The sequence below is a fragment of the Streptomyces sp. NPDC002754 genome (genome assembly GCF_053592315.1).
In genome coordinates this window covers 1221307-1245442 of record NZ_JBSFVM010000001.1, presented here as the reverse complement: position 1 = coordinate 1245442, position 24136 = coordinate 1221307, and the positions used below count along the sequence as shown (strand labels likewise).

General features: G+C 64.5%; 37 protein-coding genes. 25 read left to right on the top strand and 12 right to left on the bottom strand.

Translation table 11 applies throughout. The features are described 5' to 3' along the window. The first annotated feature begins 6 nt into the window (after positions 1 to 6). From ACWD2L_RS06090 to ACWD2L_RS06060, 7 genes are all read left to right on the top strand, one after another. A complete protein-coding gene (locus ACWD2L_RS06090) occupies positions 7 to 975 on the top strand; it encodes a helix-turn-helix domain-containing protein (RefSeq protein ID WP_451187497.1) in 969 nt (322 codons plus the stop codon). Next, a complete protein-coding gene (locus ACWD2L_RS06085; protein WP_451187494.1) occupies positions 956 to 1747 on the top strand; it encodes a hypothetical protein in 792 nt (263 codons plus the stop codon). Before ACWD2L_RS06090 ends, ACWD2L_RS06085 begins: the two co-directional genes overlap by 20 nt. Next, on the top strand, positions 1747 to 1971 hold the full coding sequence (locus tag ACWD2L_RS06080) for a hypothetical protein (RefSeq protein WP_451187491.1): 225 nt from the start codon (positions 1747 to 1749) through the stop codon (positions 1969 to 1971). The genes ACWD2L_RS06085 and ACWD2L_RS06080 overlap by 1 nt, the downstream gene beginning before the upstream one ends. Further along, positions 1964 to 2179, top strand: coding sequence for a hypothetical protein (locus ACWD2L_RS06075; protein ID WP_451187488.1), 216 nt, complete (start codon positions 1964 to 1966; stop codon positions 2177 to 2179). Before ACWD2L_RS06080 ends, ACWD2L_RS06075 begins: the two co-directional genes overlap by 8 nt. After that, positions 2179 to 2571, top strand: a complete 393-nt coding sequence (locus tag ACWD2L_RS06070; protein WP_451187485.1) for a DUF6197 family protein — start codon at positions 2179 to 2181, stop codon at positions 2569 to 2571. Before ACWD2L_RS06075 ends, ACWD2L_RS06070 begins: the two co-directional genes overlap by 1 nt. A gap of 266 nt (positions 2572 to 2837) precedes the next feature. Then, on the top strand, positions 2838 to 2972 hold the full coding sequence (locus ACWD2L_RS06065; RefSeq protein WP_451187482.1) for a hypothetical protein: 135 nt from the start codon (positions 2838 to 2840) through the stop codon (positions 2970 to 2972). 5 nt (positions 2973 to 2977) lie between these two features. Further along, entirely contained in the window at positions 2978 to 4096 is a 1119-nt protein-coding gene (locus ACWD2L_RS06060; RefSeq protein WP_451187479.1) for a hypothetical protein, read from the top strand. A 9-nt stretch (positions 4097 to 4105) separates the two neighbouring features. Here ACWD2L_RS06060 and ACWD2L_RS06055 read toward each other — a convergent pair whose 3' ends face one another. Both ACWD2L_RS06055 and ACWD2L_RS06050 read right to left on the bottom strand, forming a co-directional pair. Beyond that, complete coding sequence (locus ACWD2L_RS06055; protein ID WP_451187476.1) at positions 4106 to 4360, bottom strand: hypothetical protein; 255 nt, start codon at positions 4358 to 4360, stop codon at positions 4106 to 4108. 21 nt (positions 4361 to 4381) lie between these two features. Further along, entirely contained in the window at positions 4382 to 5011 is a 630-nt protein-coding gene (locus tag ACWD2L_RS06050) for a 2'-5' RNA ligase family protein (protein WP_451187473.1), read from the bottom strand. A 112-nt stretch (positions 5012 to 5123) separates the two neighbouring features. On the opposite strand from ACWD2L_RS06050, the gene ACWD2L_RS06045 reads away from it, so the two are divergent. Further along, on the top strand, positions 5124 to 5720 hold the full coding sequence (locus ACWD2L_RS06045) for a deoxycytidylate deaminase (RefSeq protein WP_451187470.1): 597 nt from the start codon (positions 5124 to 5126) through the stop codon (positions 5718 to 5720). Then, positions 5717 to 6124: a hypothetical protein gene (locus ACWD2L_RS06040; protein ID WP_451187467.1), complete on the top strand. Its 408-nt coding sequence runs from the start codon at positions 5717 to 5719 to the stop codon at positions 6122 to 6124. Before ACWD2L_RS06045 ends, ACWD2L_RS06040 begins: the two co-directional genes overlap by 4 nt. A 242-nt stretch (positions 6125 to 6366) precedes the next feature. On the opposite strand, the gene ACWD2L_RS06035 is transcribed toward ACWD2L_RS06040, so the two are convergent. Together ACWD2L_RS06035 and ACWD2L_RS06030 are read right to left on the bottom strand one after the other, a co-directional pair. Continuing rightward, on the bottom strand, positions 6367 to 6819 hold the full coding sequence (locus ACWD2L_RS06035; protein ID WP_451187464.1) for a hypothetical protein: 453 nt from the start codon (positions 6817 to 6819) through the stop codon (positions 6367 to 6369). A gap of 91 nt (positions 6820 to 6910) precedes the next feature. Next, positions 6911 to 7126, bottom strand: a complete 216-nt coding sequence (locus tag ACWD2L_RS06030; protein WP_451187461.1) for a hypothetical protein — start codon at positions 7124 to 7126, stop codon at positions 6911 to 6913. 54 nt (positions 7127 to 7180) lie between these two features. Between ACWD2L_RS06030 and ACWD2L_RS06025 the strand changes: the two genes are divergently transcribed. The 11 genes from ACWD2L_RS06025 (at position 7181) to ACWD2L_RS05975 (ending at position 13686) form a co-directional block, all read left to right on the top strand. After that, complete coding sequence (locus tag ACWD2L_RS06025) at positions 7181 to 7375, top strand: hypothetical protein (protein WP_451187458.1); 195 nt, start codon at positions 7181 to 7183, stop codon at positions 7373 to 7375. Then, positions 7372 to 7584: a hypothetical protein gene (locus ACWD2L_RS06020; RefSeq protein ID WP_451187455.1), complete on the top strand. Its 213-nt coding sequence runs from the start codon at positions 7372 to 7374 to the stop codon at positions 7582 to 7584. Before ACWD2L_RS06025 ends, ACWD2L_RS06020 begins: the two co-directional genes overlap by 4 nt. Next, on the top strand, positions 7581 to 7916 hold the full coding sequence (locus ACWD2L_RS06015) for a hypothetical protein (protein WP_451187452.1): 336 nt from the start codon (positions 7581 to 7583) through the stop codon (positions 7914 to 7916). The genes ACWD2L_RS06020 and ACWD2L_RS06015 overlap by 4 nt, the downstream gene beginning before the upstream one ends. A 766-nt stretch (positions 7917 to 8682) precedes the next feature. Further along, positions 8683 to 9933 carry an AAA family ATPase gene (locus tag ACWD2L_RS06010; RefSeq protein WP_451187449.1) on the top strand — a complete coding sequence of 417 codons (1251 nt, stop codon included), beginning with the start codon at positions 8683 to 8685 and terminating at the stop codon, positions 9931 to 9933. A gap of 291 nt (positions 9934 to 10224) precedes the next feature. Next, positions 10225 to 10440: a hypothetical protein gene (locus ACWD2L_RS06005; protein ID WP_451187446.1), complete on the top strand. Its 216-nt coding sequence runs from the start codon at positions 10225 to 10227 to the stop codon at positions 10438 to 10440. Between the two features lie 571 nt (positions 10441 to 11011). Further along, the gene (locus tag ACWD2L_RS06000; RefSeq protein ID WP_451187443.1) at positions 11012 to 11248 is read left to right on the top strand and encodes an FDXHR family putative zinc-binding protein; all 237 of its coding nucleotides are present in this window, start codon (positions 11012 to 11014) and stop codon (positions 11246 to 11248) included. A gap of 69 nt (positions 11249 to 11317) precedes the next feature. After that, complete coding sequence (locus ACWD2L_RS05995; RefSeq protein WP_451187441.1) at positions 11318 to 11569, top strand: hypothetical protein; 252 nt, start codon at positions 11318 to 11320, stop codon at positions 11567 to 11569. Then, positions 11566 to 12234, top strand: coding sequence for a hypothetical protein (locus ACWD2L_RS05990; protein ID WP_451187438.1), 669 nt, complete (start codon positions 11566 to 11568; stop codon positions 12232 to 12234). Before ACWD2L_RS05995 ends, ACWD2L_RS05990 begins: the two co-directional genes overlap by 4 nt. Then, complete coding sequence (locus tag ACWD2L_RS05985; protein ID WP_451187435.1) at positions 12231 to 12434, top strand: hypothetical protein; 204 nt, start codon at positions 12231 to 12233, stop codon at positions 12432 to 12434. Before ACWD2L_RS05990 ends, ACWD2L_RS05985 begins: the two co-directional genes overlap by 4 nt. Positions 12435 to 12514: 80 nt before the next feature. After that, complete coding sequence (locus ACWD2L_RS05980) at positions 12515 to 13150, top strand: hypothetical protein (RefSeq protein ID WP_451187432.1); 636 nt, start codon at positions 12515 to 12517, stop codon at positions 13148 to 13150. 131 nt (positions 13151 to 13281) lie between these two features. Then, positions 13282 to 13686, top strand: a complete 405-nt coding sequence (locus ACWD2L_RS05975) for a helix-turn-helix transcriptional regulator (RefSeq protein ID WP_451187430.1) — start codon at positions 13282 to 13284, stop codon at positions 13684 to 13686. A gap of 368 nt (positions 13687 to 14054) precedes the next feature. Here the strand turns inward: ACWD2L_RS05975 and ACWD2L_RS05970 are convergent, their stop codons facing one another. From ACWD2L_RS05970 to ACWD2L_RS05940, 7 genes are all read right to left on the bottom strand, one after another. After that, complete coding sequence (locus tag ACWD2L_RS05970; protein ID WP_451187427.1) at positions 14055 to 14282, bottom strand: hypothetical protein; 228 nt, start codon at positions 14280 to 14282, stop codon at positions 14055 to 14057. A 4-nt stretch (positions 14283 to 14286) separates the two neighbouring features. After that, positions 14287 to 15246: an FtsK/SpoIIIE domain-containing protein gene (locus ACWD2L_RS05965; protein WP_451187424.1), complete on the bottom strand. Its 960-nt coding sequence runs from the start codon at positions 15244 to 15246 to the stop codon at positions 14287 to 14289. Between the two features lie 245 nt (positions 15247 to 15491). Then, a complete protein-coding gene (locus ACWD2L_RS05960; RefSeq protein WP_451187421.1) occupies positions 15492 to 15746 on the bottom strand; it encodes a hypothetical protein in 255 nt (84 codons plus the stop codon). A gap of 3 nt (positions 15747 to 15749) precedes the next feature. Further along, the gene (locus ACWD2L_RS05955) at positions 15750 to 16742 is read right to left on the bottom strand and encodes a DUF932 domain-containing protein (RefSeq protein ID WP_451187418.1); all 993 of its coding nucleotides are present in this window, start codon (positions 16740 to 16742) and stop codon (positions 15750 to 15752) included. A 307-nt stretch (positions 16743 to 17049) separates the two neighbouring features. Further along, complete coding sequence (locus ACWD2L_RS05950) at positions 17050 to 17442, bottom strand: hypothetical protein (protein ID WP_451187415.1); 393 nt, start codon at positions 17440 to 17442, stop codon at positions 17050 to 17052. Positions 17443 to 17871: 429 nt separating this feature from the next. Continuing rightward, the gene (locus tag ACWD2L_RS05945; RefSeq protein WP_451187412.1) at positions 17872 to 18087 is read right to left on the bottom strand and encodes a hypothetical protein; all 216 of its coding nucleotides are present in this window, start codon (positions 18085 to 18087) and stop codon (positions 17872 to 17874) included. A 101-nt stretch (positions 18088 to 18188) separates the two neighbouring features. Further along, entirely contained in the window at positions 18189 to 18464 is a 276-nt protein-coding gene (locus tag ACWD2L_RS05940) for a hypothetical protein (RefSeq protein ID WP_451187409.1), read from the bottom strand. Between the two features lie 742 nt (positions 18465 to 19206). On the opposite strand from ACWD2L_RS05940, the gene ACWD2L_RS05935 reads away from it, so the two are divergent. Then, positions 19207 to 19506: an HNH endonuclease gene (locus ACWD2L_RS05935; RefSeq protein ID WP_451187406.1), complete on the top strand. Its 300-nt coding sequence runs from the start codon at positions 19207 to 19209 to the stop codon at positions 19504 to 19506. Positions 19507 to 19625: 119 nt separating this feature from the next. On the opposite strand, the gene ACWD2L_RS05930 is transcribed toward ACWD2L_RS05935, so the two are convergent. Next, a complete protein-coding gene (locus ACWD2L_RS05930; protein ID WP_451187403.1) occupies positions 19626 to 19796 on the bottom strand; it encodes a hypothetical protein in 171 nt (56 codons plus the stop codon). Positions 19797 to 19961: 165 nt separating this feature from the next. Between ACWD2L_RS05930 and ACWD2L_RS05925 the strand changes: the two genes are divergently transcribed. Genes ACWD2L_RS05925 through ACWD2L_RS05910 form a run of 4 tightly spaced genes read left to right on the top strand, consistent with a single transcriptional unit; the run spans position 19962 to position 24027 of the window. Next, a complete protein-coding gene (locus ACWD2L_RS05925) occupies positions 19962 to 20240 on the top strand; it encodes a phage fiber-tail adaptor protein (RefSeq protein WP_451187400.1) in 279 nt (92 codons plus the stop codon). A 15-nt stretch (positions 20241 to 20255) separates the two neighbouring features. Further along, positions 20256 to 20663 carry a hypothetical protein gene (locus tag ACWD2L_RS05920; RefSeq protein ID WP_451187397.1) on the top strand — a complete coding sequence of 136 codons (408 nt, stop codon included), beginning with the start codon at positions 20256 to 20258 and terminating at the stop codon, positions 20661 to 20663. Between the two features lie 29 nt (positions 20664 to 20692). After that, on the top strand, positions 20693 to 21694 hold the full coding sequence (locus tag ACWD2L_RS05915) for a hypothetical protein (protein WP_451187394.1): 1002 nt from the start codon (positions 20693 to 20695) through the stop codon (positions 21692 to 21694). Further along, on the top strand, positions 21694 to 24027 hold the full coding sequence (locus tag ACWD2L_RS05910; protein ID WP_451187391.1) for a hypothetical protein: 2334 nt from the start codon (positions 21694 to 21696) through the stop codon (positions 24025 to 24027). The genes ACWD2L_RS05915 and ACWD2L_RS05910 overlap by 1 nt, the downstream gene beginning before the upstream one ends. The last annotated feature ends 109 nt before the right edge of the window (positions 24028 to 24136 follow it).

The window sequence follows — 24136 nt, the reverse complement described above, 5'->3', positions numbered from 1 at the left end:
CGCACCGTGGCTGACAGAACCGAAGCAGAACGACGGCGCGCCCGCTACGCCGACAAAATGCGTCAGCGGGGCACCCCGCTGAAGGTGCTCCCCCACGAGTTCGAGCAGGCCTACGCGATCGTCTGCAAAGCCCGCGACCACGGCATGGACGACGCCATGATCGCCCAGCAGTGCGACCTCAACCCGATGGGCATCTACAAAATCCGCACCCGCCGCTACACCACCATGCGGCGAAGCACCTACGAAGCACTCATGCAGGTCCGCCCCGAGCCGATCACCTCCCGTCGCCACCCCCGCAAAGGGAAGGTGCCGGACGGCGCCGTCATGGACCCCGCCGGGACGCAACGACGCCTCCAGGCCCTCCGCGCCGCCGGCCACACCCTGCAACCCCTTGCAACGTTCCTGGAAGTAACACCCGAGGCCGTCTCCGACCTGTGCCGAAGCCCCCGCAAAGGCGTCTACCGGACGACGTACCTCGAAGTGAAGGCGCTGTACGACAAAGTCGCCGACACCGACCCCGCCGACCTCGGCAGCACCAGTGAGGCCATCAAGCGAGTCAAGACGCTCTCGGCCCGACTCCGCTGGGCGCCGCCGTGGTGCTGGGACGCCGACACCATCGACGACCCGGCCGCCTTCCCGGAATGGACGGGGGTGTGCGGCACCGAAGCCGGAGCCGGTGTGCACGACCGCGAGGGTATTCCGCTGTGCGACCCGTGCCAGGCCGCGGCTTCGTACCGGCGGTCGTCGGAAAACCTGCCCGTCGAAGACTTCGACCGGCTCAAGTTCCGTGCCACCTACAAGGCGTACGGCTACACCGCCATCTCGCTGGCCAGGGCGGTCGGTGTGAGCGCCGACAGCATCTACCGCTGGCAGGCCGGCGACCGAAACCCGAGGAAACCCCTACTCGACAAGATCGCTGACGTGCTCGGCGTGCACCCCAAGGAGCTGTGTGTCGATGACGTACACGATCAATGACCTGGCCGACATCGAGGACCAGGTCCGCCGCATCATGTGGCGGTGGCAGGGCCGGGACGAGTTCGAGGACTGCGTCCAGGAGGCTGTGATCCGGGCGTGGAAGGACATCACGGCCGACGAGGAGTACTCCGACAAGCACATCATGAACCGGGCCGTGCAGCGGTACAAGGCGGTCGCCACCTCGGACAGCCACCACTACACCGGCTACCTGGGCCGCTGCCACGAAGGCAGGCGGACACCCGCCCCGCTGTCGCCGGTCGAGGAGAAGGTGCGCGCCTACCGGCACGAGTACGCGGCCCTGCACGACGGGTACGCGCCCACCCCCAAACAGACTGCTGACGCGGTCGGTCTTCCCAAGTGGCAGGCCAGGAACGCCATCGAGCGGGTCAAGGGTTCCGAGCAGCGGTACTCGTCGGCGCTCACCCGCAAGGACGGCGACCACGAACGTCTTGATATCGCCGCCTACAGGCACGTCGCACCGCCGACCACCGACGGAGACGTCATCCAGTCCGCGGCACTCGTCCGCGCCTTCGGTGAGCCCACCTTCGAGGAGGAACTCGTCGACCGGATCGCGTTCGACGCCGACCTGGAGCGGCTGTTCCCCGGCGACACCCGCGCACACGTCGCCCTGCGGTGGAGGCACATCGACGGCCTGACCGTCGAAGAGATCGGCAACCGGCTGTACGCCCACCACAAGACACCCCAGCCGGCCGCATCCCGGTACCTCAACAAGCTCCACAAAATCTGGCTCGCCGACAAGGAGGCCTGCTGATGGCAGTCACGTTTCTCGCTTTGTTCAACGGGCGTCCCGTTCGGCACTCCGCATCAGAACGCCTCCTCCGACGCTTCGCGTCGCACCAAGCCGTCGGCACATCCGCCCACCTCCTCGGCGCCGACTGGACCCGCACCGGAAAACTCACCCTCACCGGCAGCGAAGGCCAACGGGCCTTCACCGGCTGGGAAGTTGTTGACGTCCGAGGCCTCGGCGATGCCTGACGCGCTCGTCGGCAAAACCGTCCGCGTCACCTTCAACCGCGCCCACTGGCCCGTCGTCTACGGCCGGTACCTGTACGAGGGCCACGACGAACACGGGCACTGGGTGCGCCGACCCGACGGCGTCCAGCGGTACCTCCGCAACATCGACGTCCTCGCCATCGACGTCACCGACGACCCCGAAGAACAAATCAAACCGGAGGCTTTCTGATGGACCCCAAGCAGGTGTGCGCCCAGGCGGCGGAGATCATCCAACGCGACGGCTGGTACCAGGGCGACTTCTACGACGAGCCCGAGACCACTCGGCGGCCGGACGAGACCACCGAGGAGTACATCGCCCGGCAGGCCTACGAAGACTGGCTGGCCGAAACTTCTGCCCCGGTCTGCGCGATGGGCGCCATTCGCCGTGCCGTGACCGGTGGAAGCGTCATGAACCTCCCCGTGGGCTCCGACCGGATGCTCGTCCTGAACGCCGCGGACTTGCTCGCTGGAAGCGTCGGCAGCCTCGCTACCCGCCTCGACATCCCGGCCTGGAACGACGCCCCCGAGCGTTCGGCGGAGGACGTCATCCTCGCCCTGAAGCGGGCCGCCACCGATGAATGACCGCTGGTTCAAGGTGTTGTTCGCCGTCATCTTCGTTGTCGGTGTCGCCTGGGTGGCGTTCCTGGCCTGGCTGCTCGACACCCTCGTCTCGAAGCTGTGATCACCTGCCAGTGCGGCCGGACGGAACGGCATGAGCCGTGGTGTCTCATCGCGCAGGCCTTCAAGTACCGCTGCCCTGACTGCCGTTCCCGTAAGCGGGACGGCTACGTCCAGCACACCAAGAAGTGCCCGCTCGGGCACATCACTCACCCGTAGGAGAAGCGATGATGCGCATCACCATTCCCAGCCCGAAGGCTGGTGACATCGGCACTGAAATAGACACCGTCGAGTTCGAGCCGCTGCCCGAGTCGACACCCGTCGAGACGCCGGCGAAAACCCCGGCCGAACCCGTACCCGCCTGACCAGCATGATCTCCGGAAAGAACGCCGACTACGGCGACACCGACGACGCGATGACGCTGGTCCCGGCCGCACTCACCTGCTACCGGCACTTCGGCCTCGACGCCACCCCCGGCGTCAACCTCACCCCCATGAACCGCCCCCACGACGCCGTGTACGTCGACGTCCCTGCCGGTGACACATTTGTCGCCGACTGCCACGCCTTCCGCGGATACCCGGGCTGTGGCTGCGCGATGTGCGCGGACACACTGGCAGGGAAGGCCCACTCGTCGCCCAGCAAGGGCTGCAAGTGCGGCTTCTACGCCCACTACAACCCCGACGCCGACTTCTACGAGTCGTCGACCTGGGGTGCCCCTCCTACTGAACGCTTTTACGGCTTCACCTTCGGCCACACCCTGCCGCCGGGGATGGCGATGGTGCGGGCCGTCGTGGAGATGACAGGCAGGGTCATCGTGGGGACGAAGGGTGTCCGGGCCGAGAAGATGAAGGTGAAGGCCCTCGCCGTCGACTGGGCGAAGTTTTCGCCGAAGGTCGTCCACATGGGCGCAGATGGCGAGGTGGCACTCCCGGCCGGCTACAAATTCATGATCGAGACTCGGGCGAAGGCCGCCGCCGCGAAGTACGGCGCCGAGTACTTCGACGACCCCGCCGCGATGTACAAGGCATACCCGCAACCGGACTTGACGGCTCTGGGGATCGAACCGCCGCAGCCGCCGGACTTCATGCCCGACGGCACCCCTTTCTGGCCCGCCGGGACCGCTACCTGGCAGGCGCAGGCGGCGACACAAGCCGCAGCCGTCAAGCAGGCAAGGAGTTCATGGCCAACCTCCAGAAAGCCCTGGGCTGGGCCTCGATTACGACGACCTCGACGGAAAGCCGTCGGCGACGATGGCGGTACCGAAGCCGGGGATGATGCCGAAGTTCCGGGCGGCGCTGGAGGCGAAGCAATCGCGCCCGGCGCCGCCCGGCAGCGGCATCGACCGGCGACGCGGACACCTCCGGTGAGCAACGCCCAGGTCTGGTTCACGCTCATCGCCTCGGCCGTGATCATCGTCGGCCTCATCGTCGCAGTCATCATGGCGGGATGTCCCTGCGACTGCTGGAGATGCAGGGACGGGGGCTGCTGAACCGGTCGGTCAGCCTCGGTGGAGTTCCGCGATCCGGGCCCACATGTTGGCCATCTCGACGGCCCGAGCCGTGTCGAAGCCTTGCTCCGTCAGCGGCCTGCGGTGCTCGATAAGCCACTTCTGCCAGGCCGAGCGGGACTCGGGCGCGAGATCCTTTGCCTTCTCGAACTCGTTGCAGGCCTCTTGAACGCCACGGTCCGCGACCCGAGCCCACTCAAAGGCGTTGTTCGCGGAGACTTCAGCCCGCTCCTGGTGCGACCTCATCGACTCCCTTTCATCCTGTGCTCAGGCACCCAACGGCACCTCGGTAATCAGCTCCCACTTGATCTCGCGGCCGTCGTGCCACTGGGCGACCAGAGATAGGGCTTCGGCACGGAGCCGTACGGGCTCTTCCGGACCGTTGTCGGACATCCACGCCTTCAGGGCGGGGCGGTCGACTTCGTCGGCTCGGGCTCCCGCGTAGGCCAGCGACGTGTGCGGATAGTACGAGTTCAGAATCGCAGGGATCCCGCCCTTCACCTGCGCTTCGACCTCTTTCGTCATGCGCCACAGTTCCCGGGCAGGCTCACCAGGGCGCATCACGCATTCCAGGGCCACAGTGCCCACGGCCGGACGGTCCACGGTCAGCCAGAAGGGCTCGATGGATGCTGCCCGCTCACGGACACCTTCGGTGAAGGCGTCGAGTTCCTGCTTCGTGAACTGCTCCTCGGCGCCGGAGTGCAGCACAGTCATGTGAACCCACTCTGGGGCGACGGGCTCCAGGCCCGGCTGGTGAGTGACTCCCCGGTAGGGGTCGGTCAGCTTTGCCCGGACCTCCTCCGGGTCGAAAAGCACATGCCAGTGGATGTGTCGTTCGCCTCGGAGCCAGGGGCTTTTGCGCGTCTCTACGCGCTCAAAAAAGTTGTCCATCGGCATACCGATCAGCGTATCGGTCAACTCCCATCGAGGAAGCGCGCGTTGATGAAAAGCACCGTCCCAACCACCACGATCCGCCTGCCCCAGGACGCCGAGATACTGGACAGTCCCGGTGACTGACACCCGTCCCGACTGGGATGCCTGGTTCCTCGACGGCACCAGGTGGCTGGCCCGCCGCGGGGACTGCACTCGCCGGCAGGTCGGGGCGATGGTCGTCCGCGACCGGCGCATCCTTGGCTCCGGGTATAATGGCACCCGCCCCGGCACCCCCGGCTGCCTCGACGGGGCCTGCCCCCGCGGACGCCACTACCGGGACGACGAGGGCCTGTACGAACAGCGCTGTGTCCGCTGTGTCGACCACTGGCGGTACCCCGACGGCGTCCAGCTCATCGACTACAACTCGCCGATGGACATCAGCTTCTGCGCCGGCTGCGAGATCACGCCTACCCGCTGCATCTGCGGAAACACCTGGCCCTGCCCTGAATACGTCACCCCCGGCTCGTCCTACGACACCGGGGCCGGCGTCTGTACCGCGTCGCATGCGGAACAGAACGCCCTCGCCGACGCCCAGTCGCGTGGTGCCGGCGTCCTCGACGGGGCCCTGATGTACACCTCCGCCGAACCCTGCGAAGGCTGCATCAGGCAGATCCGCAACACAACCAAGATCGAGGCCATCATCTGGCCGGAAGGGGTGGTGGCACTCCCATGACGGAACAGTTCGAGCGTGACGACATCATCGAGTACGGGACGCAAAGGCGCAGGCACCGGGTTGTCGCCCAGGACGGCGAATGGCTGTGGATACGCAACCTGGCCTCCAGTAAAGAGGCCTCCCCACTCACCGGCGTCGCGAGCGCCGCGAAGAAGGTCGCCCCGTTCTTCGAAACCGGGAGGCTGTACCAGCGGAATCTCGACTTCAGCATCCGAGCCCAGGCGCGGGACGTCACCGAGCACTTCAGGGTCGTGAGCGTCGAGGAGAACCGTCCCCGCGGTGGCATGGTCGCCTTCGGCTCGGTCACCTTCGGCACAGTGAAGGGCATCGCCACCCAGTGGGAGATCATGGGCAACTACGACTGGGTGAACGGCGGTTGGGTGGCGGTGGGGGTCGCAGAGTGACGCCCAAACTTCACATCAGGCGCAGCAAGTTGAGCAACCGCGACGAGTGGCACATTCTCTGCGGCTTCTGCCCGGCTGGTCGGCAGAACACCTGCCTCGTCGAATACGAAGCCTGCTTCGAGACCTGGGGGGAAGCTATCGCCGCTGCCCAAGCCCACTGGAGCCTGAACCACACAGGGGCCCGAGAGCGATGCGTCTAAACACCCTCGGACCCCTACACCGGCTAAGCCTATAAGACGCCGTCAGGCGGCGTTCAGGCGCCACCGCGCAGGCACCATCAGGCCCGTCAACTGAGGCAGCACGTACTCGTTGATCTCCCGGATCATGTCGGGATCGATCAAGTCTGCACGGCAGCGCAGCTCGATGCACGGCAACGCGTTCGGCGGCGCATCCACATGCGGCGTCATGATCTCGCCGGGCGGCATCAGATGCTCGGGCACTGCCTCGAACCAGGCACACACCTCGGACGGCCCGCCGACACGCTCCAGGTCGAACTCGTACATGTCGGTGTTCGCGAGAGCGGCACCGAAGTCGTTGAGTTCAGCGACCAGTGCGGGGTGGATGCGCCAGGCCCGGAACCCGAAGGTGAGCACGTCAGGCTCCCCGTCGGCACCGGCGGTGATCACGGTGTGGGCGAGTCGATCGTCCGGTAGCCAATGCCTGGCTACGCATATCGACCTATACAGCACATCCACCAGATAACACCCCTACCGGCAGGTAGGCAATGATTCAACGAACGTCCCAGCTCGGGGCCCTGCAACGGTTCTTACCGGTACAGACAGCACCTCAAGGCGCCGCCCACACCTCCGGGCCGCCACCCCTCCACTCGATCAACTCCGAGCGGACGACATCCATCTCGTCCCACCCCTGAAGGCCCGCCTCCTGCATGAACGCCGCGACATCCCGGACCGAGTAGGCCATGCCGAGGATCGCCCTGTCGGCACGCACGCGACGGCCACCAGTGTCGTCGGGCGGATACACCACCACAGGTCGGGGAGCCATGACTCCAGGATGTCGGCGGCCCTCTGCGCCCGCACCTCCAGCAAGGACACCACCATGACTAAATACCTGCGGGTCGACATCGAAGGCTGCGTCATCGGCTGCTGCAACGACCCCACCTACGAAGCCCTCGACGCCGACACCTACACCGACGACGAACTCCTCACCCTCGGCCAGGACGTCGCCAACGAGCAGCACTCGTGGGGATGCGCAGTCGTCGATGAAGTTGACGTACCCGAAAGTCATCGATGACTGCCCGGGACGAGTTGATAGCCAGCTTCATAGCCCAGGGCGCGCCTAACTGTCCCTGCTGTCAGCCGTACTGGGAAAAGACCATCGACGACACCCTCACCCAGCACGCTCACGAGCTGGCCGAGCAGATCCGGAACACCTACACCGGCCCCGACATGGACAGACAGGTCCGATACGGCGCCGACCTGATCGGCCCGGAGGTGTCGTGACCTCAGCCGTCGAATGGCTCGAAGAGCCTTTGGAGCACGGCATCCAGCACGCCCGGCGCGTCGCGGCGATGCGCGAAATCGACACCGGCCAGGTGTGCAATCCGACCCTTTTCAACTTCCGGTACGACGAATGCGGATGGCACGAACCAGGCAGCCGGAGCCGCGACAACTGCCCGGCCGGTGACCGCATGGACCACCGCACCCCCGTCACCGGCATCGAACTCGACCACTACCTGCACCACGGCAGTGGCATGAAGGTCGGCAGCATCACCCCTCACGCGTTGGCGTGGGCTGCCGAACACTGCTCCGAATGCAAGGCGGCGACCTCATGAGCGTGTGCGGCTGCCCCTGCGACGCCTGCTCGATGTATTGCGAACAGCTCGACTACCTAGACGACCCGGATGCCCGCATCGGAAGCGACAGCGACGCTCATAGCGAACTTCCCGGCACACCGCTCGCAGGCGTAGAACTTCCGCCCGTCGTCAGGCCCGGAGCACGGCTGGAACCAAACTGACGCCCACTGTTCGCAGTACCAGGCATCACACCGGTGGGCATCGGTGAGGATCGGGGCGACCCCCATCCGCGCATCGGTCATCCCTCGCCCGACCCCCGCTCCACATCAATCACCGTTCGAGCCTATCCACGCCCCGACTACCGACGTAGGCGAACGCCACAACTGAATAGAGGTGCCGTGAGCACGGAACCCTACGGGGCCCCAGGCTGCCGCTGCTGGCACTGGGACCGCGACGCCGAAGGCGGCGACTGGGGATGGGAACCAAACCCGGAATGCCCGCTCCACGGCATCAGTGTCGCCGACCTGGAGCCCGTCGCCCTCTCCCCCGGGGGCCGCATCACCGACCCCGACGAAGCCGAAGCACTCGGCATGAACGTCGACGCCCGCGCTCTGCGCCACGGTCGAGGAACGCCCGAGTACCAGCGGGCGTGCGACTGCTGCGTGTACCCGCCGCAGACAACTGAATACGGAGGCGACCCTTGCAGTTCAGTCAGCCCGCCACAGATAGGGGTGCGGCTCCCGTGGTGGCGACGCCTCCTGCACCGGATCTTCCTGCTTCGCCTACCGTAACCACCCTCGTCTCCATGGCCGTCGAACTCGCCCTCCGCAACGGCAACCCCGACGCGGTGCGCGACCAGCTCGGCGCCGACGCCGCTGTCCAGCAGCAGTTCGACCTCGCCCTCCTCGTCCAGGAAGCCCGCGGCGACGCCCCCGACACCGATCGCAAACGCCGGCTGTCGATGCGCACCGAAGACGCCGCCGAAAAGCGCCGGGCCGAACGCCAAGCCGCCGCCCTCATCGCCGACGAGGAGAAGGCCGCACTCTTCACCGCGGCCGACACCGACGCCGACACCCTCCCCCTCCTGTCACCCCTGGAGCTGGACAACCTGCCCGAAGCCGAGCGCCTCATCGACGGCTTCCTGGTCAAGGAGTCCCTGGTCCGCTTGTACGGGCCGCCGAAGTCGTTCAAGTCGTTCGTGATGCTCGACATGGCGGCCTGCGTCGGCGCCGGCATCCGTTGGTGCAACCGGGAGACCACCCCGGCGAAAGTGCTGTACGTCGTCGCCGAAGGCGTCCGCGGAATCCGCCGCCGAGTCCGGGCGTGGGAAGCCCAAAATCAGCGGGCAATGGTCGGCGTGCATTTCTACAACCAGGCCGTCCAGCTAGGGGACCGAAAAGACGTGTCCGCCCTTATTCGGACCGCCAAAAGGGGTGGATATGAATTCATCGTCCTCGACACTCAGGCTCGATGCACTGTCGGCCTGGAGGAAAACAGCGCCTCCGAAATGGGGGTCGTGGTCGCAGCACTGGACGTACTCAAATCCGTCACGGGTGCGTGTGTGGCCCTCGTGCACCATTCCGGTGCGTCCGGGGGGCGCGCGCGTGGCTCGACGGCGATCCTTGGCGCCCTGGATGCTGAATTCGAAGTCGAAGCCGATAAAGACGCCATGACGGTCACCATGCACACCAAAGCACAAAAGGATCTCGCCGAAGCCCCCGAAGTCGAATTCGACCTCGTCACCCCCGGCGTCGACCACAGCCTCGCCGTCAAACCCCGCATCCGCGGCCAGTGGTACCAGGCCCGGCCAGAAGACCTGGCCCCGCTCGATGCCAACGAGATGGAGCTGCTGCGCGCGGTCGACACCTTCGGCTTCGCCGGGGGCACCGTCTCGGACCTCGCCAAGGTGCTCGGCGACGACCACACCGAGATCAAGCAGCGGCTCAGCGGGATCCACCGGAAGGGCATCGTGCGCTCGAAGGGCAACTCCTGGTCCGTCGACCGGGTCGGCCGGGTGCACCTGTCGGGAACCCTCGATTCGGTGCGCGAGGACTGATGGATCGAAGGCGACCCGACGAGTATGCCTTCGAATCCACGTAACAAACCCCTAAGGATCTGGCTTCGAAAGTCAGAGGGACGTCCGCCCAGGCCTTCGAATCGAAGGGCACACTTTCGCGGGGCGTTCGATTCGGCCCGTGGGACCGGCCATCCCCTCGCGTACGTACGCGCGGTACGGGTGCAGGCAGGTCGTGCGTCGCACCGCGCCACGACGTGCGCGCCGATCCTCCGGATCTAGGGCCCTCCCTGTCGGTCGGCCCCCCTAAAGATCATTTGAAAGGAACCGGTCGTGGACCTGGCCGAGATACAGGCAGCTATCGCCGAGCGGGAACGGACGCTCAAAAGCGTCCGCAACAAGATCAAGCACCGGCAGATGTGCGTCCAGCGGGAGCAGGGGCTGCTGGCCGAGCTGAAACGCAAAGAGGCCGAGCTGGTCGACAGCTACGCCAACCTCGTGACCGAGGAACAACGGATCGTGCGCCCCGGAAGCGTGGAGGACGGGTGACCGACCACCTCCTCGACACCACCCCGAAGCTCGCCCAGTGCAACCGATGCCAGGGCTGGGTGTACCTCGCCGAAGCCTCCGGGATCCGCTCCGCCGCCGACGTAGCCCCCGCCAACCGCGACGCCTACATCGCAGCCCTCACCTCCGGGCGTCGCCTGTTCCGCCTCACCGAGGCCGCTGGACGGCCCCACAGGCTGGTCACGACCAGGGCTCAGGACCTGAAGCCGTCGTTCGACGCCTCCGGCGTCCAGGACGGGCCTCAGCGGCTGCTGGTCGAGCACGGATGTGGCGGGCACGCCATGAACGCCGTCCGGTTCACCGAGCTGGAGCAGGCGCCAGTACCGCCGGCGTGCGATGCGTGGAGGGCTCAGGGCTGGTCGCCGGCACCTGGGCAGTGCGCCCGGCAGGCGGACCCGTCGGTGCAGTCCTGCCCGACATGCGAGCCGCCTCCTTTTGATCGTGCCGGAGCCCTCGGCCAAGGACGGCCCGAAAACCGTCCCGGGGTCCCCGGACACCCGAAAGTCCCTCCGGGGCCGCCAGAACCTGAACAGTGCGACGAGATGGAGCCCCGATGGCTATCACCCACGGCGAGTGCGGCAAGTCCTGGACCGGAATGGCGAAAGCCCACTGCTCCGGCTGCCACGAAACCTTCAGCACCTACGGCGCGAGCGACAAGCACCGCATCGGCAGCTTCGGCATCGATCGCCGGTGCGCCGCCCCCGGAACCGTCGGCCTCGTCCAACGCGACGGCATCTGGGGCTACCCCGCGCCTGAGGGCGGAATGCGGGACCTGCACGCGACCGATTAGACCCGGCGAGCCCTTCACGGGCGTCCAGCACGGACACCTCTGGATCTGGGCGGAACACGAGGATTGTCCATGAGCGACGAAGACACCGGAATCAGCGAAAGTATCTACGACGAAAAGGATTCCGTCCTCGTAGAAATATCTGCATCGAAAGACGGAGTGCACGTCACATTCCGGCATTACGAATCCGGTACCCGAATTGCCGGAATATGCCTGCCACGGGAACCCGCATACCGGGTAGCGAGGCGAATAACTATCGCCACCATGAAACACGAGAAACTCGCCGGGATAACCGATCCATCACCCGAGGACGAAGAAATTTGATAGACGAAATCAAGGAGAACGTCAGTCTCCTCACGACCGTACAAATAGAGCAGGTCGAATACGTAAAACTCGTTCCCTACCACCGCGGGCACTGCAATAAAACCGAACCCTGTAACTGCCCCGTCGTACGAGAACGCCGATCCAAAACCCTCCGCAACCCCGGCCTCCTCCAACAGCTCAAGGACTACCCGTCCTGGGGAGACCGCGGCGCCGAACCCAAAGCCGAACGCCCGTCCCCCAACAAACCCGTCAGCCGCCCCAACACCAACGCCGGATTCCTCGCCCTCGACGAGATCACCGTCGAGACCTACATGTTCTACGACCGCATCGCCCGCGAAGCCGGCCGCGACCCCACCCTCGGCCTCCAAGCCGTCGAACATGTCCTCACGACACTCCCCTACCAGTTCATGCAGATCCAAGACGACTACCCACGCCTCGTCGAGGAAGGCCTCGCCGCCACCCGCCGGTGGATCACCATCGCCCAACGCACCCTCGGCCAACTCACCTCCGAAGGCACCTTCAAAGACACGTCCTGCGGAAACTGCGGCGGCACCCTCGCCATCGGCCGCGACACCCAGCGCACCGACGTCCGCTGCGTCGACTGCGGCCTCCGCTACCGCATGGACGACTGGATGGGCCTCTACGAACAGGGGCAGGCGTCGTGAACAACAAGAACGCGCTGCTGCATCTCATTGACCGGGCCCAACGCGGCGCCCTGCTCCCCGGCGAGGCCCAGATCCTCCGCGACGCCATCGAGCTGCTCGACGACATGGCCATGACCCTCAACGAGCTGAACATCAACGCCATCGCGTCGTACGGGCAGTACCAGCCGAGCGACACCCAGACGTTCAGGATCATCGAATAGCGAGGAGACGGACCGCATCTTGCAGCACAGAAGTCGCGCAACGGGCTGTCTGCAACGGTGGTTTGGGGCAAACTATTCTCGTGTCTAACGAGTACTCACCCCGCACGGACAGGGAACTGCTCGCCCTACGCGACCTTCTGATCGCCGCGTTAACCCAGGCCGATGCGCTACCCGAACCCCTCCTGCTGAAAAAGGCTCTTGTTGGCCGGGCTGCGGGAGATGGGGAGCGATCTCCCGCAGCCGAGGAGGTTCTGAAGCAGGGCGGCCCGGCCGCCGACATCCTCCGCGACTTCACCAGCAGGTTCAGGCACGCCCTGGAGGCGGCCCGCGCGGAGGAAGAAGCCGAGAGCCAGGACGCCCCAGAATGGGAGGGGCTACTCCGATTCGAAGATGCGCCAGATGTGTCGGTCCCACTTGACGTCGGCAGGCGGGACCGCCGCGAGCGTCACCCGATCGAGAGCGCCGACGCGACACTCAGGCGCGGGGCCGAGCCCGAGATCGTTAACGAGATCCTCGCGGGCGGCGCCGTCGCCTCTTCCTTCGCCGCCGCTGCGAGCGTCGCCAAGGCGAAGCTGGAGGCCACCACTCAGCGTCGGAAGAACGACCTCGACGCCGACAACGAGCGGCGGAGGATCGAGTCCAACGAGCGCATCGCCGGCTTCCAGGGCATGACAGCTCAGACCGAGGTCGAGGGCACCGACCCCGGCGACGCCTGACACCGAAAAACGTACGGGGCGGTCGTCGAGTCCCCCCTCGCCGCCAACGGGGCCGAAATTTCCACACAACTGAAAAACGTAGAGGGCGGTCGAAAAGACCCCCCTCGTTTCCGGGAAGGCCAAAATTCCTGGTGATCAACTACTACAGGTTCTGTTGCCGCATCCGGATCGCTGACGAGTACGCCGATGAAGTTCCCGGCGGAGAGTTCCTCGCGGTCGAGGAAGGCCGGGCGAGGGACCGGCAAGAGCAGTTCGCCGACGGACGCATCTCCGGGGACAGCGACTGGTTCCGGGAGACGCCCGCCCTGGTCGCCCACGTGCGCGCCTTGAAAGCCGGCGACACCCGCGACATCCGCCACCGCCTGGTCAGCACGAGCGACGCCATGAGGTACACCGGGGTTGATAGTCAGACCTTGTACCGGTGGCGTCGGGAGGGTCGGTTGTCGTGGCATCGCCTTGGTCCCGGCAGGTCCGCCGGCTGGGACGTGGTCGAGCTGCCGCGGGCGGGGTCCGGTCCGCCCCCGCGATCCGCATAAAAGATCTTGAATTCGAGTATTGACAAATAGGACATTTAGGATTCATTATGAAGTGAACAGGCAGTCGTGTGCCAAATCCACGATCGACCCCCAGCCGGCGGTCCGTCCCGCGCGGTCCGCCCCCAGGTCCGCCCCCCGCGGTCGGTCCGCACCTTGATCATTTAGCAAGATCGTTTAGGCCAAGATCATCTTGGATTGTGCACCACTTTGTACCACCTGGGGGCCGACACCCTCCCACCGGCAAGACCCTGGAACGCGTCCCTGGCAACCCCTACCAACGGGGTAGGCCACACCGCCAGGGTTGCGACCGCCCCCGGACATGCGAAAAGCCCCGGCCCCCACCAAGGGGGACCGGGGCTTTCGTGTTTTTATGGCGCCCATGGGGGCGGGGTGTGATCCTGCACCACCTTCGCAGCAGCGTCGGCAGCATCGGCGAACCCCTGGAGGGTTTCGCCGAGACTCCCCTCACTGTGGGCACCCCGGACCACTTCCCTGATGGTTGCCGCGTAGGCCCGAAGCGCGTCGGCATCGTCGGAACTTCCGACCGACGCCAACGCGTCCGCGAACGCCATGATCTGCGCGTCAAGACTTTCCATGGGGTCAACCTACCTTCCGCCCTTCGGCGCGCCGCAGTTCGCGAGCGGCACCGCGCGCCTGTTGCCGACGCTCGCGCCGTGTGGGGACGAGCCCCATACGCTCGCGTGCGTCGTAGGCGTCGCGAACGAGTTGGGCGCACAGCTCTTCGGGCATGTAGAGGAACTGCGTTTCGATAGCTTTGTCACCCCGGACAGTGAGGCCCCGGCCCCGCTGCTGCGGTGACGGGCGGGCGTAACCGAGTTGCCAAGCGAGGGACTTCCAAGACTCATTGGTGTGCCGGATGAGTACCCGGTGCCCGAACGCTTCGATCATCGCTTTCGGGAACAGTCGCCCGTCGGGGTACTGCGCGAACGCGACGACATGCACCTTCGCGGCGCGACCGAGGTTGAGGATGTCGGCGAGCGCACGACGGGGGCGGTAGACGCCACGCGGCGGCAGAGTCTTCTCAAACTCTTCCAACTGGCCCATGAGGGTGTTGGCCTCTTCCATCAGTAGGACGAGCCGGGGGCCTACCGGCGCCTCAGCGACGGGGCCGGGGAATTCGTCAATGATGCGCATACGTCGTCGTACTTCAGCGGCAACACTGATGATCACGTTTGCGCATTCGTCGATTTCGACGGCGTACGTCACGTCGGGCAGGTTCTTCGCCCAACGGTGACTGATTCGCTTCATGTCCAGGAACGCGACGGATGCACCCTTGACGAGTGCTTGTGTCGCGATACTGGCCGCGATCACCGACTTGCCCGACCCCGGGGCGGCGCTCACGAACGCATGGGGTGAGTCGTCAACGAGGTTGAACACCTCAGGCTCACCACGGCCGTTGATGCCCATCAGGTACTCACACTCAGGTGAGTGCCAGATGAACCCCCGGGCGTCTTCGTAAGTGAAGACGTCGGGGAACTCTGAGACGCCCGCGCTACCGGACATGCCGGTAAACGGGCCGTCATGCAGGTTGAATTCCATGACCTTGCGCCTTTCCTTGAGTGTTGGGAACCGTGATGCTGCGCCTACGCCCCAACTCGCAGTTGGGGCGCACGCGTTAGTCACGGGGCTTTCGGACGTTGTAGACGTAGCGCCTACGCCGTGAATCCCAATCGATCAGGTAGACGATGTTCCCCTGATCGATGGGGCTGATCTCGCCCGCCTCTTGCAGTTCAGTCATGACGGCTGCAAGTACGCGGTACGGGTTGGCATTTGAGGGGTTGTGCTCAACCATCGTCCGCCTCACCTTCCGGGGCGTAATGCTCGTCGCCTTCATCGTCCTCGCGGGCGTGCCCCTCTATGAGGGTGTCGGCGCTCGATTCGTATCCGCTCACACGGAACACCTCCGCCATGACCTCAACCTCGGTGCATGTCAGGTGGGGGCCGATATCGTTCAGCGTCCACGCGTCGAACGTGCCGACGAACGCCGACACGGCCGTCAGGATCTCTTGGGCGTCGACGATGGCGCGGGTATCACTCATGGCTCATGCCGCCAGTTCCAGAATGCGGGCGACCGTTTCGGCGTCCGCTGTCTCGATAGTTCCGTTGACGGCATTCAGCATGTTGCGTTCTTGCCGGGACATTCCCCGGACGTTCGCCTCATGCTGGCCGTAGGTGTTGAACGCCTGCCAGGCACCGAACGCGGTACCGGCCCACGGGGTGACGCGTTCGTCATCGCGCCAAAGCCTCATCAGGGCATCCCGCTTGCTACCGGCCAGACTCGCGGCCCGCTTCGACTTCTGCGCGTCCTCCGGCATCGGGGCGAGATCTTCAACGATGCGTTCCCACGTCGCGTCATCCACGCGGACGGCCGTCAGTCGGGACACTTCCGCCTGGAAGTCCTCGGACACCTTGTGAACGATGCCGAGAGCATCCCGGACGTCCTGAATCCGGGCGAGCGACTTGGACGAATGGCGAACCTTGACGGTGGCCGAATTCTCGCCGAGTGCGGCCCTCATGGTGTTGTCACATTCGACGTTCGTCACAACTTCCTTGTAGGTGGTGGCTATTGAGCCGTTGAACGACGTACACCCCAGAAGGAATGGCCGGAACCGAACACCCTCTACGGTTTCGATGGTGTCGGGCATTTCGACGGACACCCACGCGACAGCCCCACCCTTGAGCAGACCGGCCGAACCGATTTGCAGGGAGTCGTCAAGGATGTTGGCCACGTTGTCGAGCAGCCACTCGCCGTATTGGTGGGGCTGATAGCCATCCTTGAACGACCCAAGCTCGGCACCCGAGTCTGAACGAATGACGGACAGTTTCTTGGACGTGTGCGTCATCCCCTGCCAGTCGTACCGGGTGGGGACCTTGACGGCCTCCCAGTGAAACAGCCGCTTGTGCACGTCATCCACGGGGATCGCTTCGGGGTACCAATTGTTGTCACCGGCCCTGTGGTGCCACGCGTGGCCGCGCTTGGACGTAAACCCGATCAGGGTGTTGTGAGAAAGCCACTCGCGAGTTTCGCTAGACATGGGATGCACCTTTCCTGGGGGTGGGGTGGTTTCGAAGGTTGGGCCCAACTCCCGGTAGACAGTCGTTGCGCCCTGGGCGCGGGTGTCATGACCGGGAGTTGGGTGTCTGTGGGATGCGCCTACTCGGCGTCACCGACGCCGTAAGCGTCGGGCCGCTGGCATTCTTCGTAGCCGGAGAGGAATCCGGGTCGTTCGGAATAGCGGGAGCAACCGGCCTCACTGCACAGTTCGCAGAGTGCGGGCCGGTTGTCGTCACCCGTGATTGCGACATCCATGCAGTCGCGACAGTCGCAAGGAACGTAACCGCTCATGGTTCGACCCCTCCGTCCTTGAAGGGGTGCCAGCGTTCTTCCTGCCATCCGCCGGGCCCGTAGAACTTGCGCACGAAGTGCAGTGCATAGCTGTACGTCCAGCCATCGGCGTCCATGTCGTACGGCGTGTACGAATCGCGGGCGTAGAACGTGCCATCGGCGTTGTCTTCGTAGCCGCCCTCCAGGAATCCGAGAGCGTCGCGAACCTCTTCGGCCAACTCCTCGGAGTCTTCCGGCTCGTCGACTATCGGCCGGACGTCGTTGCGAGAGTCGTAGAGTTCGTACCGGGACGACGGGCAAACCCACCCGTGCTCTTCGTGCGGATAGTCCTGGTATTCGTCATCCCACTTGACGCGAGTACATGTGAGTTGGGCGAATATGCGGCTCATGATCAGACCTCCCGATAACCGCAAGCTTCGGTGAAGCGGGACCGGTTGAATCCGTACGGACCCTTGTAGTTCCGGGCGCATGCAGTGCTGAGTTCGCGGGTGACGTACTCAAGTGCGTCGTGCGCGTCGACTCCCAGACCGGAGTGTTCAATCTGTCGTTTGGCTTCCGCGACAGCTTCGGCTATGTCGTTGAAGTGCTTCCGGGTCATGGACATGGTTAGATTTCCAAGTCTTCCAGCCGGTCAACGCTTCCGTTGTCCGGGTCGTATGTGGCTTCAATCCAATCCCCGTACGTAACTTCCCCGCTCATGTCGACTGACAGGGAAGGAATTTGAGGAGCCGCAGAGTCGAGCGCGATGAGCACCGAGAGTGGCGTGTCTGTGGGAAGTCCGTTTTCTTGGCGGACTATGTCGAGATCGCTCATGCGACTCATGACCGTTCACCCCGGGCAACGCTGTAAGCGGCGGCCTGTGCCGCATCGAGGTACGCCGACAGTGACCAGACGGCGCACGCGTAGGGGTTGCGCTCGAACGCTTCGGAGTAGTCGCGGCGTGCGGCCTGTTCTTCGTAGAGCACGGCCGCGAACTCTTCGGCGTCTGCGGAGTGGTTGGCGTCAACCATGGGGCGGTACGACATGACGATCACGGCCTTTCAGTACGGCAGGGGCTTGCCGGAAGGTGTGCGGGTGTCTATGTCTTGGGGCCGGGAAGGCTTGCGCGTCGGCCGCTGAATTCGGATGCGTTCCATCACTTGGTCACCACGTCGTGACCCTCGCCGTTGCCCATGGTGTCGGCGTCCCAATAGCAGTGCCGGGAGTCTTCGTTGCGGCACGGCTTGAGGGTGTCGCCATCATCGGAATTGCAGGGGCCCAGGGTGAGAGAGGCCACGACAATTGCGAGCAGCGTTGCCAGTACGGCGTAACCGAACTTCAGCCAACTGGGCGTCCTCTTAGGGGAGTTACTGTCGGCCCGGTGGCTTGCGACCGTGCCGGAAACGATGTTGGGAACGTCGTTGTCACTCATGACCGTTGGCCTTTCAGGGTGGAGAGGATTTCCGAGCACTCGCGCGGGGTGAGGTTGTGGGAGTCGTGAACGACACCCCTGACTTCAACTTCGCGTTGGGTTTGAGTGCGGGACTGGCGTAGATACTCGGCCATGGTCATGACCGCTCATCTTCTTTCTGAGGGCTTGCTAGTTGGGGCCTTTGCTGGCGTTCCCGCCCGGAATCGAACCGGGATACGTGACCAACGGTGGGATGGTTCGCGCGGGCGCTCTTGGCGCCTCTGTCCGCTACTCGGGAACTGGTGAAATTCGAAGCCTGATGTCTTCCATCTACTCGCTTCGGGTGAGCCTTAGCCTTTCCAGGGGCCTTATCACTCACCTGTCCCGGTTTCTGGACCGGGCGCCTTGTGATCTCGTGCGTGTGTATTCCGGGGGTTTCGAGATCTTTGCTGGAAGTTGAGGTGGCTCTCCCTGTGTGTCGGGGCCTTTCCTTAACTTCTGATACCAGTTTAGGCCTATATGTCCGTTTTGACCAAGGGTTAAGGCTTAACCAGAGCATGATTTTCGGGGCTATCTGCGCTGGAATCGAAGCCAGTCGGCATGGGGCAACATTCCGAATCCCAGGGAAAACCGGGCCTACGCCTGCGGCTATATAGGCGCCCTTATGTGGCGCACCCCATACCCACCCCCGTATGTGCACCCCTACGTATGGTGCATGCACGGCGAGTAGCACTAGTGCAGTGCACACCTACCTACTCAAACAATGCATGGACAACGCATGTCAGCAAAGCAAGGTAGGAACACGGCAATGTTCAAGCGCTTGGTTGATCAACTAAAGCGTGAGTACCCATGGCTATGTCACCTATGTGGCGCACCCATACCAACAGGCGTGCACCACACTGACCCACTGGCCTACACCGCAGACCATGTAGTACCCATGGCCCTAGCACCATGGCTAGCAGAGGACATAGAGAACCTAAGACCCGCGCACCGTATATGTAATTTGAGAAAAGGTAAAAACCCTAATTCTCGAAATCGAAAATTCTCACGCAAATGGCAATGACGAAAGCAAATCAATTCATTGGTGCATGCACGTGCCGAGCACGTTGAGTGTGACTCCCACCCTTACGCGCTTCGAATGCACCGCAACAATGCGAATTGAATTGCACTGCCAGAATGCAGCTATTCAGCATAGCGCGCCATCGAATCAGCCACCATGAATGTAATTTCTACATACACGCTCATTTCTGGGATGGGGTAGGGGGGAGGGGTATGCACGTAATTCGAATTCCCGTCGGCGACCCCGCTGTCGAGGATTTCTCTCCCCTCGGCAAAATTCTGCGTTTCGATCATGCTTCAAGCGAAGTTTTTCCTGGTGAGGGCTTTGCTCGCGACAGTTCTTACGCCACGATCGCGCCACCCGCCCTGGCCGGCCTCCGGGTAGCCCTCGACACCCCTCCAGTCCCGCCGGGCCCTGAAAGTGTCGGCCTCTATTCATCGGAAAGGGCGGTTGAATAAGTGCCGATATTCAAGGACCACAAGAAAGATCCCGACGCTACCCTCGACTGGATCTTCGACTGGACCCCCTGGTTGGGCGAATTCGAGACAATAACCGATGCCGTATTTATTACGGACCCTGGAATTGTCGTCACCAATTATTCGCACACGGCGAAGACCTCGACGGTTTGGCTTTCGGGCGGAACCGAGGGCCAGGTGTACCGGGTCACTAATCGAGTCACCACATCCGACGGCCGAATTGACGACCGGTCTTTTACCCTCCGCTGCACTCAGCGATAGGAAAGGGAAGCAGAAATGGCTACCACTCTCACTGCTGCGGCGGCGAACCAGATGTCGTCCGCGCTGAACACGTACATCAACTCCGGCGGTGCCGCGAAGCTGGTCATCTATAACGGCACCCCGCCGGCCAACGCCTCCGCCGCCACGTCCGGCAACACCGACCTGGCCACGTTCTCCCTGAACTCGACGGCGTTCTCGTCGTCTGGCGGCGTCCTCACCCTGAACGGTGTCCCCCTGACCGTGGCGGCGACGACCTCGGGTACGGCGACGTTCTTCCGCATCCTGCTGAACGACGGGACCACCGTGGTTCTTCAGGGTTCGGTTGGAACCTCGGGTGCCGAGCTGAACCTGAACACGACGTCGATCACGGCGGCCGTGAACGTCACGATCACCTCGGGCACCGTGACGATGCCGACGAGCTGATGGGCGCTCCGCGCCGAAAGGGAGCGTAGATGCCTACTCAGCGCGGATCGGCGACGTCGGCAACCTCGGCGAACGGCACATCGGTCACAGCGAACAAGCCTGCCGGTGTGGTCGCCGGGGACCTGCTCCTGGCGGTGTTCACGAATAACAACCAGACGGTGACCAGGCCGTCGGGTTGGAATCAGCTCTTCTACGCCAACGCTTCCGGCACGACCGGCAACTCGTGGTCGACGGGCATGTACTGGAAGGTGGCCGGCTCCGAGGAGCCGGCCTCGTTCCAGTTCAAGGTGCCGTCCGCGGCACCGCTGGTGTTGACACTCTCTGCCTGGGCGAACGTCGATACGGTGACACCGATCGGCTCGGACTTTGTGTCGTACATCAGCGGTTCGCACGCGGAGCCCCGTACCGGTCAGGCCAAGACGGTGACTGCGGCGAATGGCCGGCTGCTGTATGTGAGGGCTGTCCGCTTCGCCGGCACGGCGGTGCCGACGTTCACGGCGTCGGGCGTGACCGAGGTCGTCGACAAGGGTGTCTTCTCGGGTGGCTCGGTGTCTTACGCGAGCGTCCAGTACTGCGAGACGTCGGACTACTCGGGGGCTGGCAGCAAGCCCGGTCTGGCCATCACCTGCTCGCAGGCGGAATCGGACAACTGTGAGGTGACGCTGGCGCTGCGGACAAAGGCGACGCCGGCGTCCGGAGCCTTCGCGTCTGTGCTGCCTTCGGTTGCTGCATCGGACTTCGAGGTCGGCGCCCATTTCGACGCCGACATTGATGCTGGTCTGCCGTCGGTGACGTCTGTGATGGACGGCTTGGGTTCTCCGATCGAGAGCTCCGGCGATTTTGCGGGGACTCTGGGCGCGGTGTCTGCGGAGGCTGTTGGTGCCGTGGCTGCTCGGGGCACGCTGCATGCCGTGGTTTTGCCTCGGTTGATGCTGTCTACGGAGACGCGCGTGTTTGGTGTCCGTGTGATCGCGGTGGAGGAGGACTTGTCCCGCCTGATCGTCGTGCCTTCGAGGGGGGTTGATGACTGATGGCGGTCACGTTCGTCGCTTCGAGTCGCGGCCCTGGGTCCTTCCCCGATAGCAGCAACAACACGTCTTCTGTGGCCAGCGCCAAGCCGGCGGGTACGACGGTCGGCGATGTGCTGCTGGCGTTCTGCGTGTCGGGTGGTGACGCCCATCATTCGGCGCCGGCGGGCTGGTCGACGGTGTCTCGGTACGAGAACGTGGCGGGCTCCCTCACCTCGACGATCTTCTACAAGGTTGCCGGCAGTTCTGAGGCCAGCTCGTACACGTTCACGGACGACGAGGGCGGCTTGACGCCGATGTGCGTCGAGATCCTCGGGTATCGGGGTGTCGACGCCGCGGCCCCGATCAACGTTTACACCGAAGCGAACACGGCAGGCACTGACACCCGATCCGCGCCGAACGCCACGTCGACGGCTGCCGGCAAGTTCATCTGGTTCCGGGCCGGCCGCGCGGCGACGGTGTCTTCGGAGGGCGCGTTTACGACGAGCGGGGGTACGGCCAGGGCGCGGACGTCGAACCGCGGCGGCTCGACGCAGTACTTCGTCCAGTCGGTGGAGTCGAGCGGCGGGGACAAGCCTGTCGGGACTCTCGCGGGTGCGTCGTTCAACTCCAGCGTCACCCTGACCTCGTCGATTGAACGCACGGTCGTGTTGAAGACGATCGGGACGCCGGGGACCGGCGCTATCGCGTCGACGTTGGGGAAGGCTCGGGCGTCGTTCGCGGCTGTGCGGACGATGGCATCGGGGCCGGCGAAGCTGTTCTTGCCGAAGGTGTCGGCGGACCTGGTCGGCATGGGTGCCCCGCCGTCTGGGCTGTTTGTCTTTGCGCTGCCGCGGCTTGGTGAGTCGTTCTCGGGTACGGCTACGGGTGGCCCCCTTTCTGCGGGTTTGCCTCGGGTCCGCTCGTCGTTTGGTGGTGCGGTCACCCCCATCGGCAGGTTCTCTTCGACGCTGCGGCCGGTGACGCTGGACTTCTTGTCGGAGACGCGTCCGCATGGTGACAACGTCATCGTCGTCGAGGACGAGCGGCGGGCGTTCAGGGTTTACGCCGAGGACATGACCGAGATCTTCCGCAAGGGCGTCGTCATCGACATGACGGGCCCGAGCGGCAGCCTGGACACGGTGATGCCTCGGGCGACGGCGATGTTCCTCGACCCGCGGGGCAATGTCGGCTTTCTGGGCATGGGGTTGTCGCCGGTCAGGTCGTCTGTCGGGTGCTCGTTGGACAACAGGGCGCTGCTCGGGGCTCAGCTCCCCCGCCTGAGGGCTCTGCTGCCCGGGGTGTCGGAGAGCGCTAACGAGTCGTCGATGTCGATGTCGCTGCCTTCGCTGGCCGGCGTCGACTTCGAGGCGTACGTAGCGGTGACGTGGGTGTCCCACGGCGGGTTTGTGCACGGCACGGAGGACTTGACGGTCCCCTTGCCGGCCTCGTATCAGCTTAATGACGTGCTGCTCCTGGCGGTCACGGCAGAGGAAGGCGACACGATCACCAGCCCGGAGGGCTGGACGCAGGTCAACTCGTCTCCGCAGGTGACGAGTTCGTCGGATACCGGGAATCAGCTCGCGGTGTTCTGGCGGGTGTCGGACGGCTCGGAGGTTCCTCCGGTCCTGCTGGACGGTGGCGATCACCTGGGTGCGATCATTCACGCGTTCCATGGCTGCGACATCATCGACGGCCCGATCGACGTGGACGGCGGCATTTTCCAGGAGGTCAACGACACGACGGCAACGATGCCGTCTCTGTCGACGACGATCGCGGATGAGATGGTCGTGTACTTCGGTGGCCATGGAGTCTCGACCGTGTCTCCTGAGGCGACGCTGCTCTCGGCGGATGCCGACCTGGCAAACGTCACGGAGCGGTCGAATGACTCGACGACGGACGGGGCCGGCGGCGGCCTGTACGTGTGGACGGCGAACTGTCCGCCCAGCACGTTCGTCGACTCCGCGACGTTCACCCTGGCCGACCCCTCAGTCCGCACAGGCATCGTGGTGGCTCTCCTGCCGCTCACGGTGAACGGCGGACTGCTCGCGACGGGCGGCCCGATCGTGTCGGTCCTCCCCGGCCTGACGTCCTCCTTCGAGCAGGGGCTTGCCGCGTCGTTCGGCGCGACGCTCCCGGGGCTGGCGACGAGTGTTGCTGCGGGTGTCATCCACGGTTTGGTCCAGTGCAGCCTTCCGCGGCTGGTCACGGACGTCGAGGCGGCCCTGCCCTCGGGCGTCTACGGCGGTGTCTCGACAACCCTTCCGGCCATGGGGGCGGCGGGTGTCGGGGAGGTGGACTTCTTCTTGAAGTTCGATGACTCAAACTACGGATTTGATACGGGAGTCTTCAAGTGAGGCTCATTATTGCTGACTCTGCGCTGGCATATGTCAACTTCGGCCGCTGGGTTGCCGACTGCCCTTTGGGGTGCGGTAACGCCGTCTCTCTCGAGTCTGGCCAGACGTC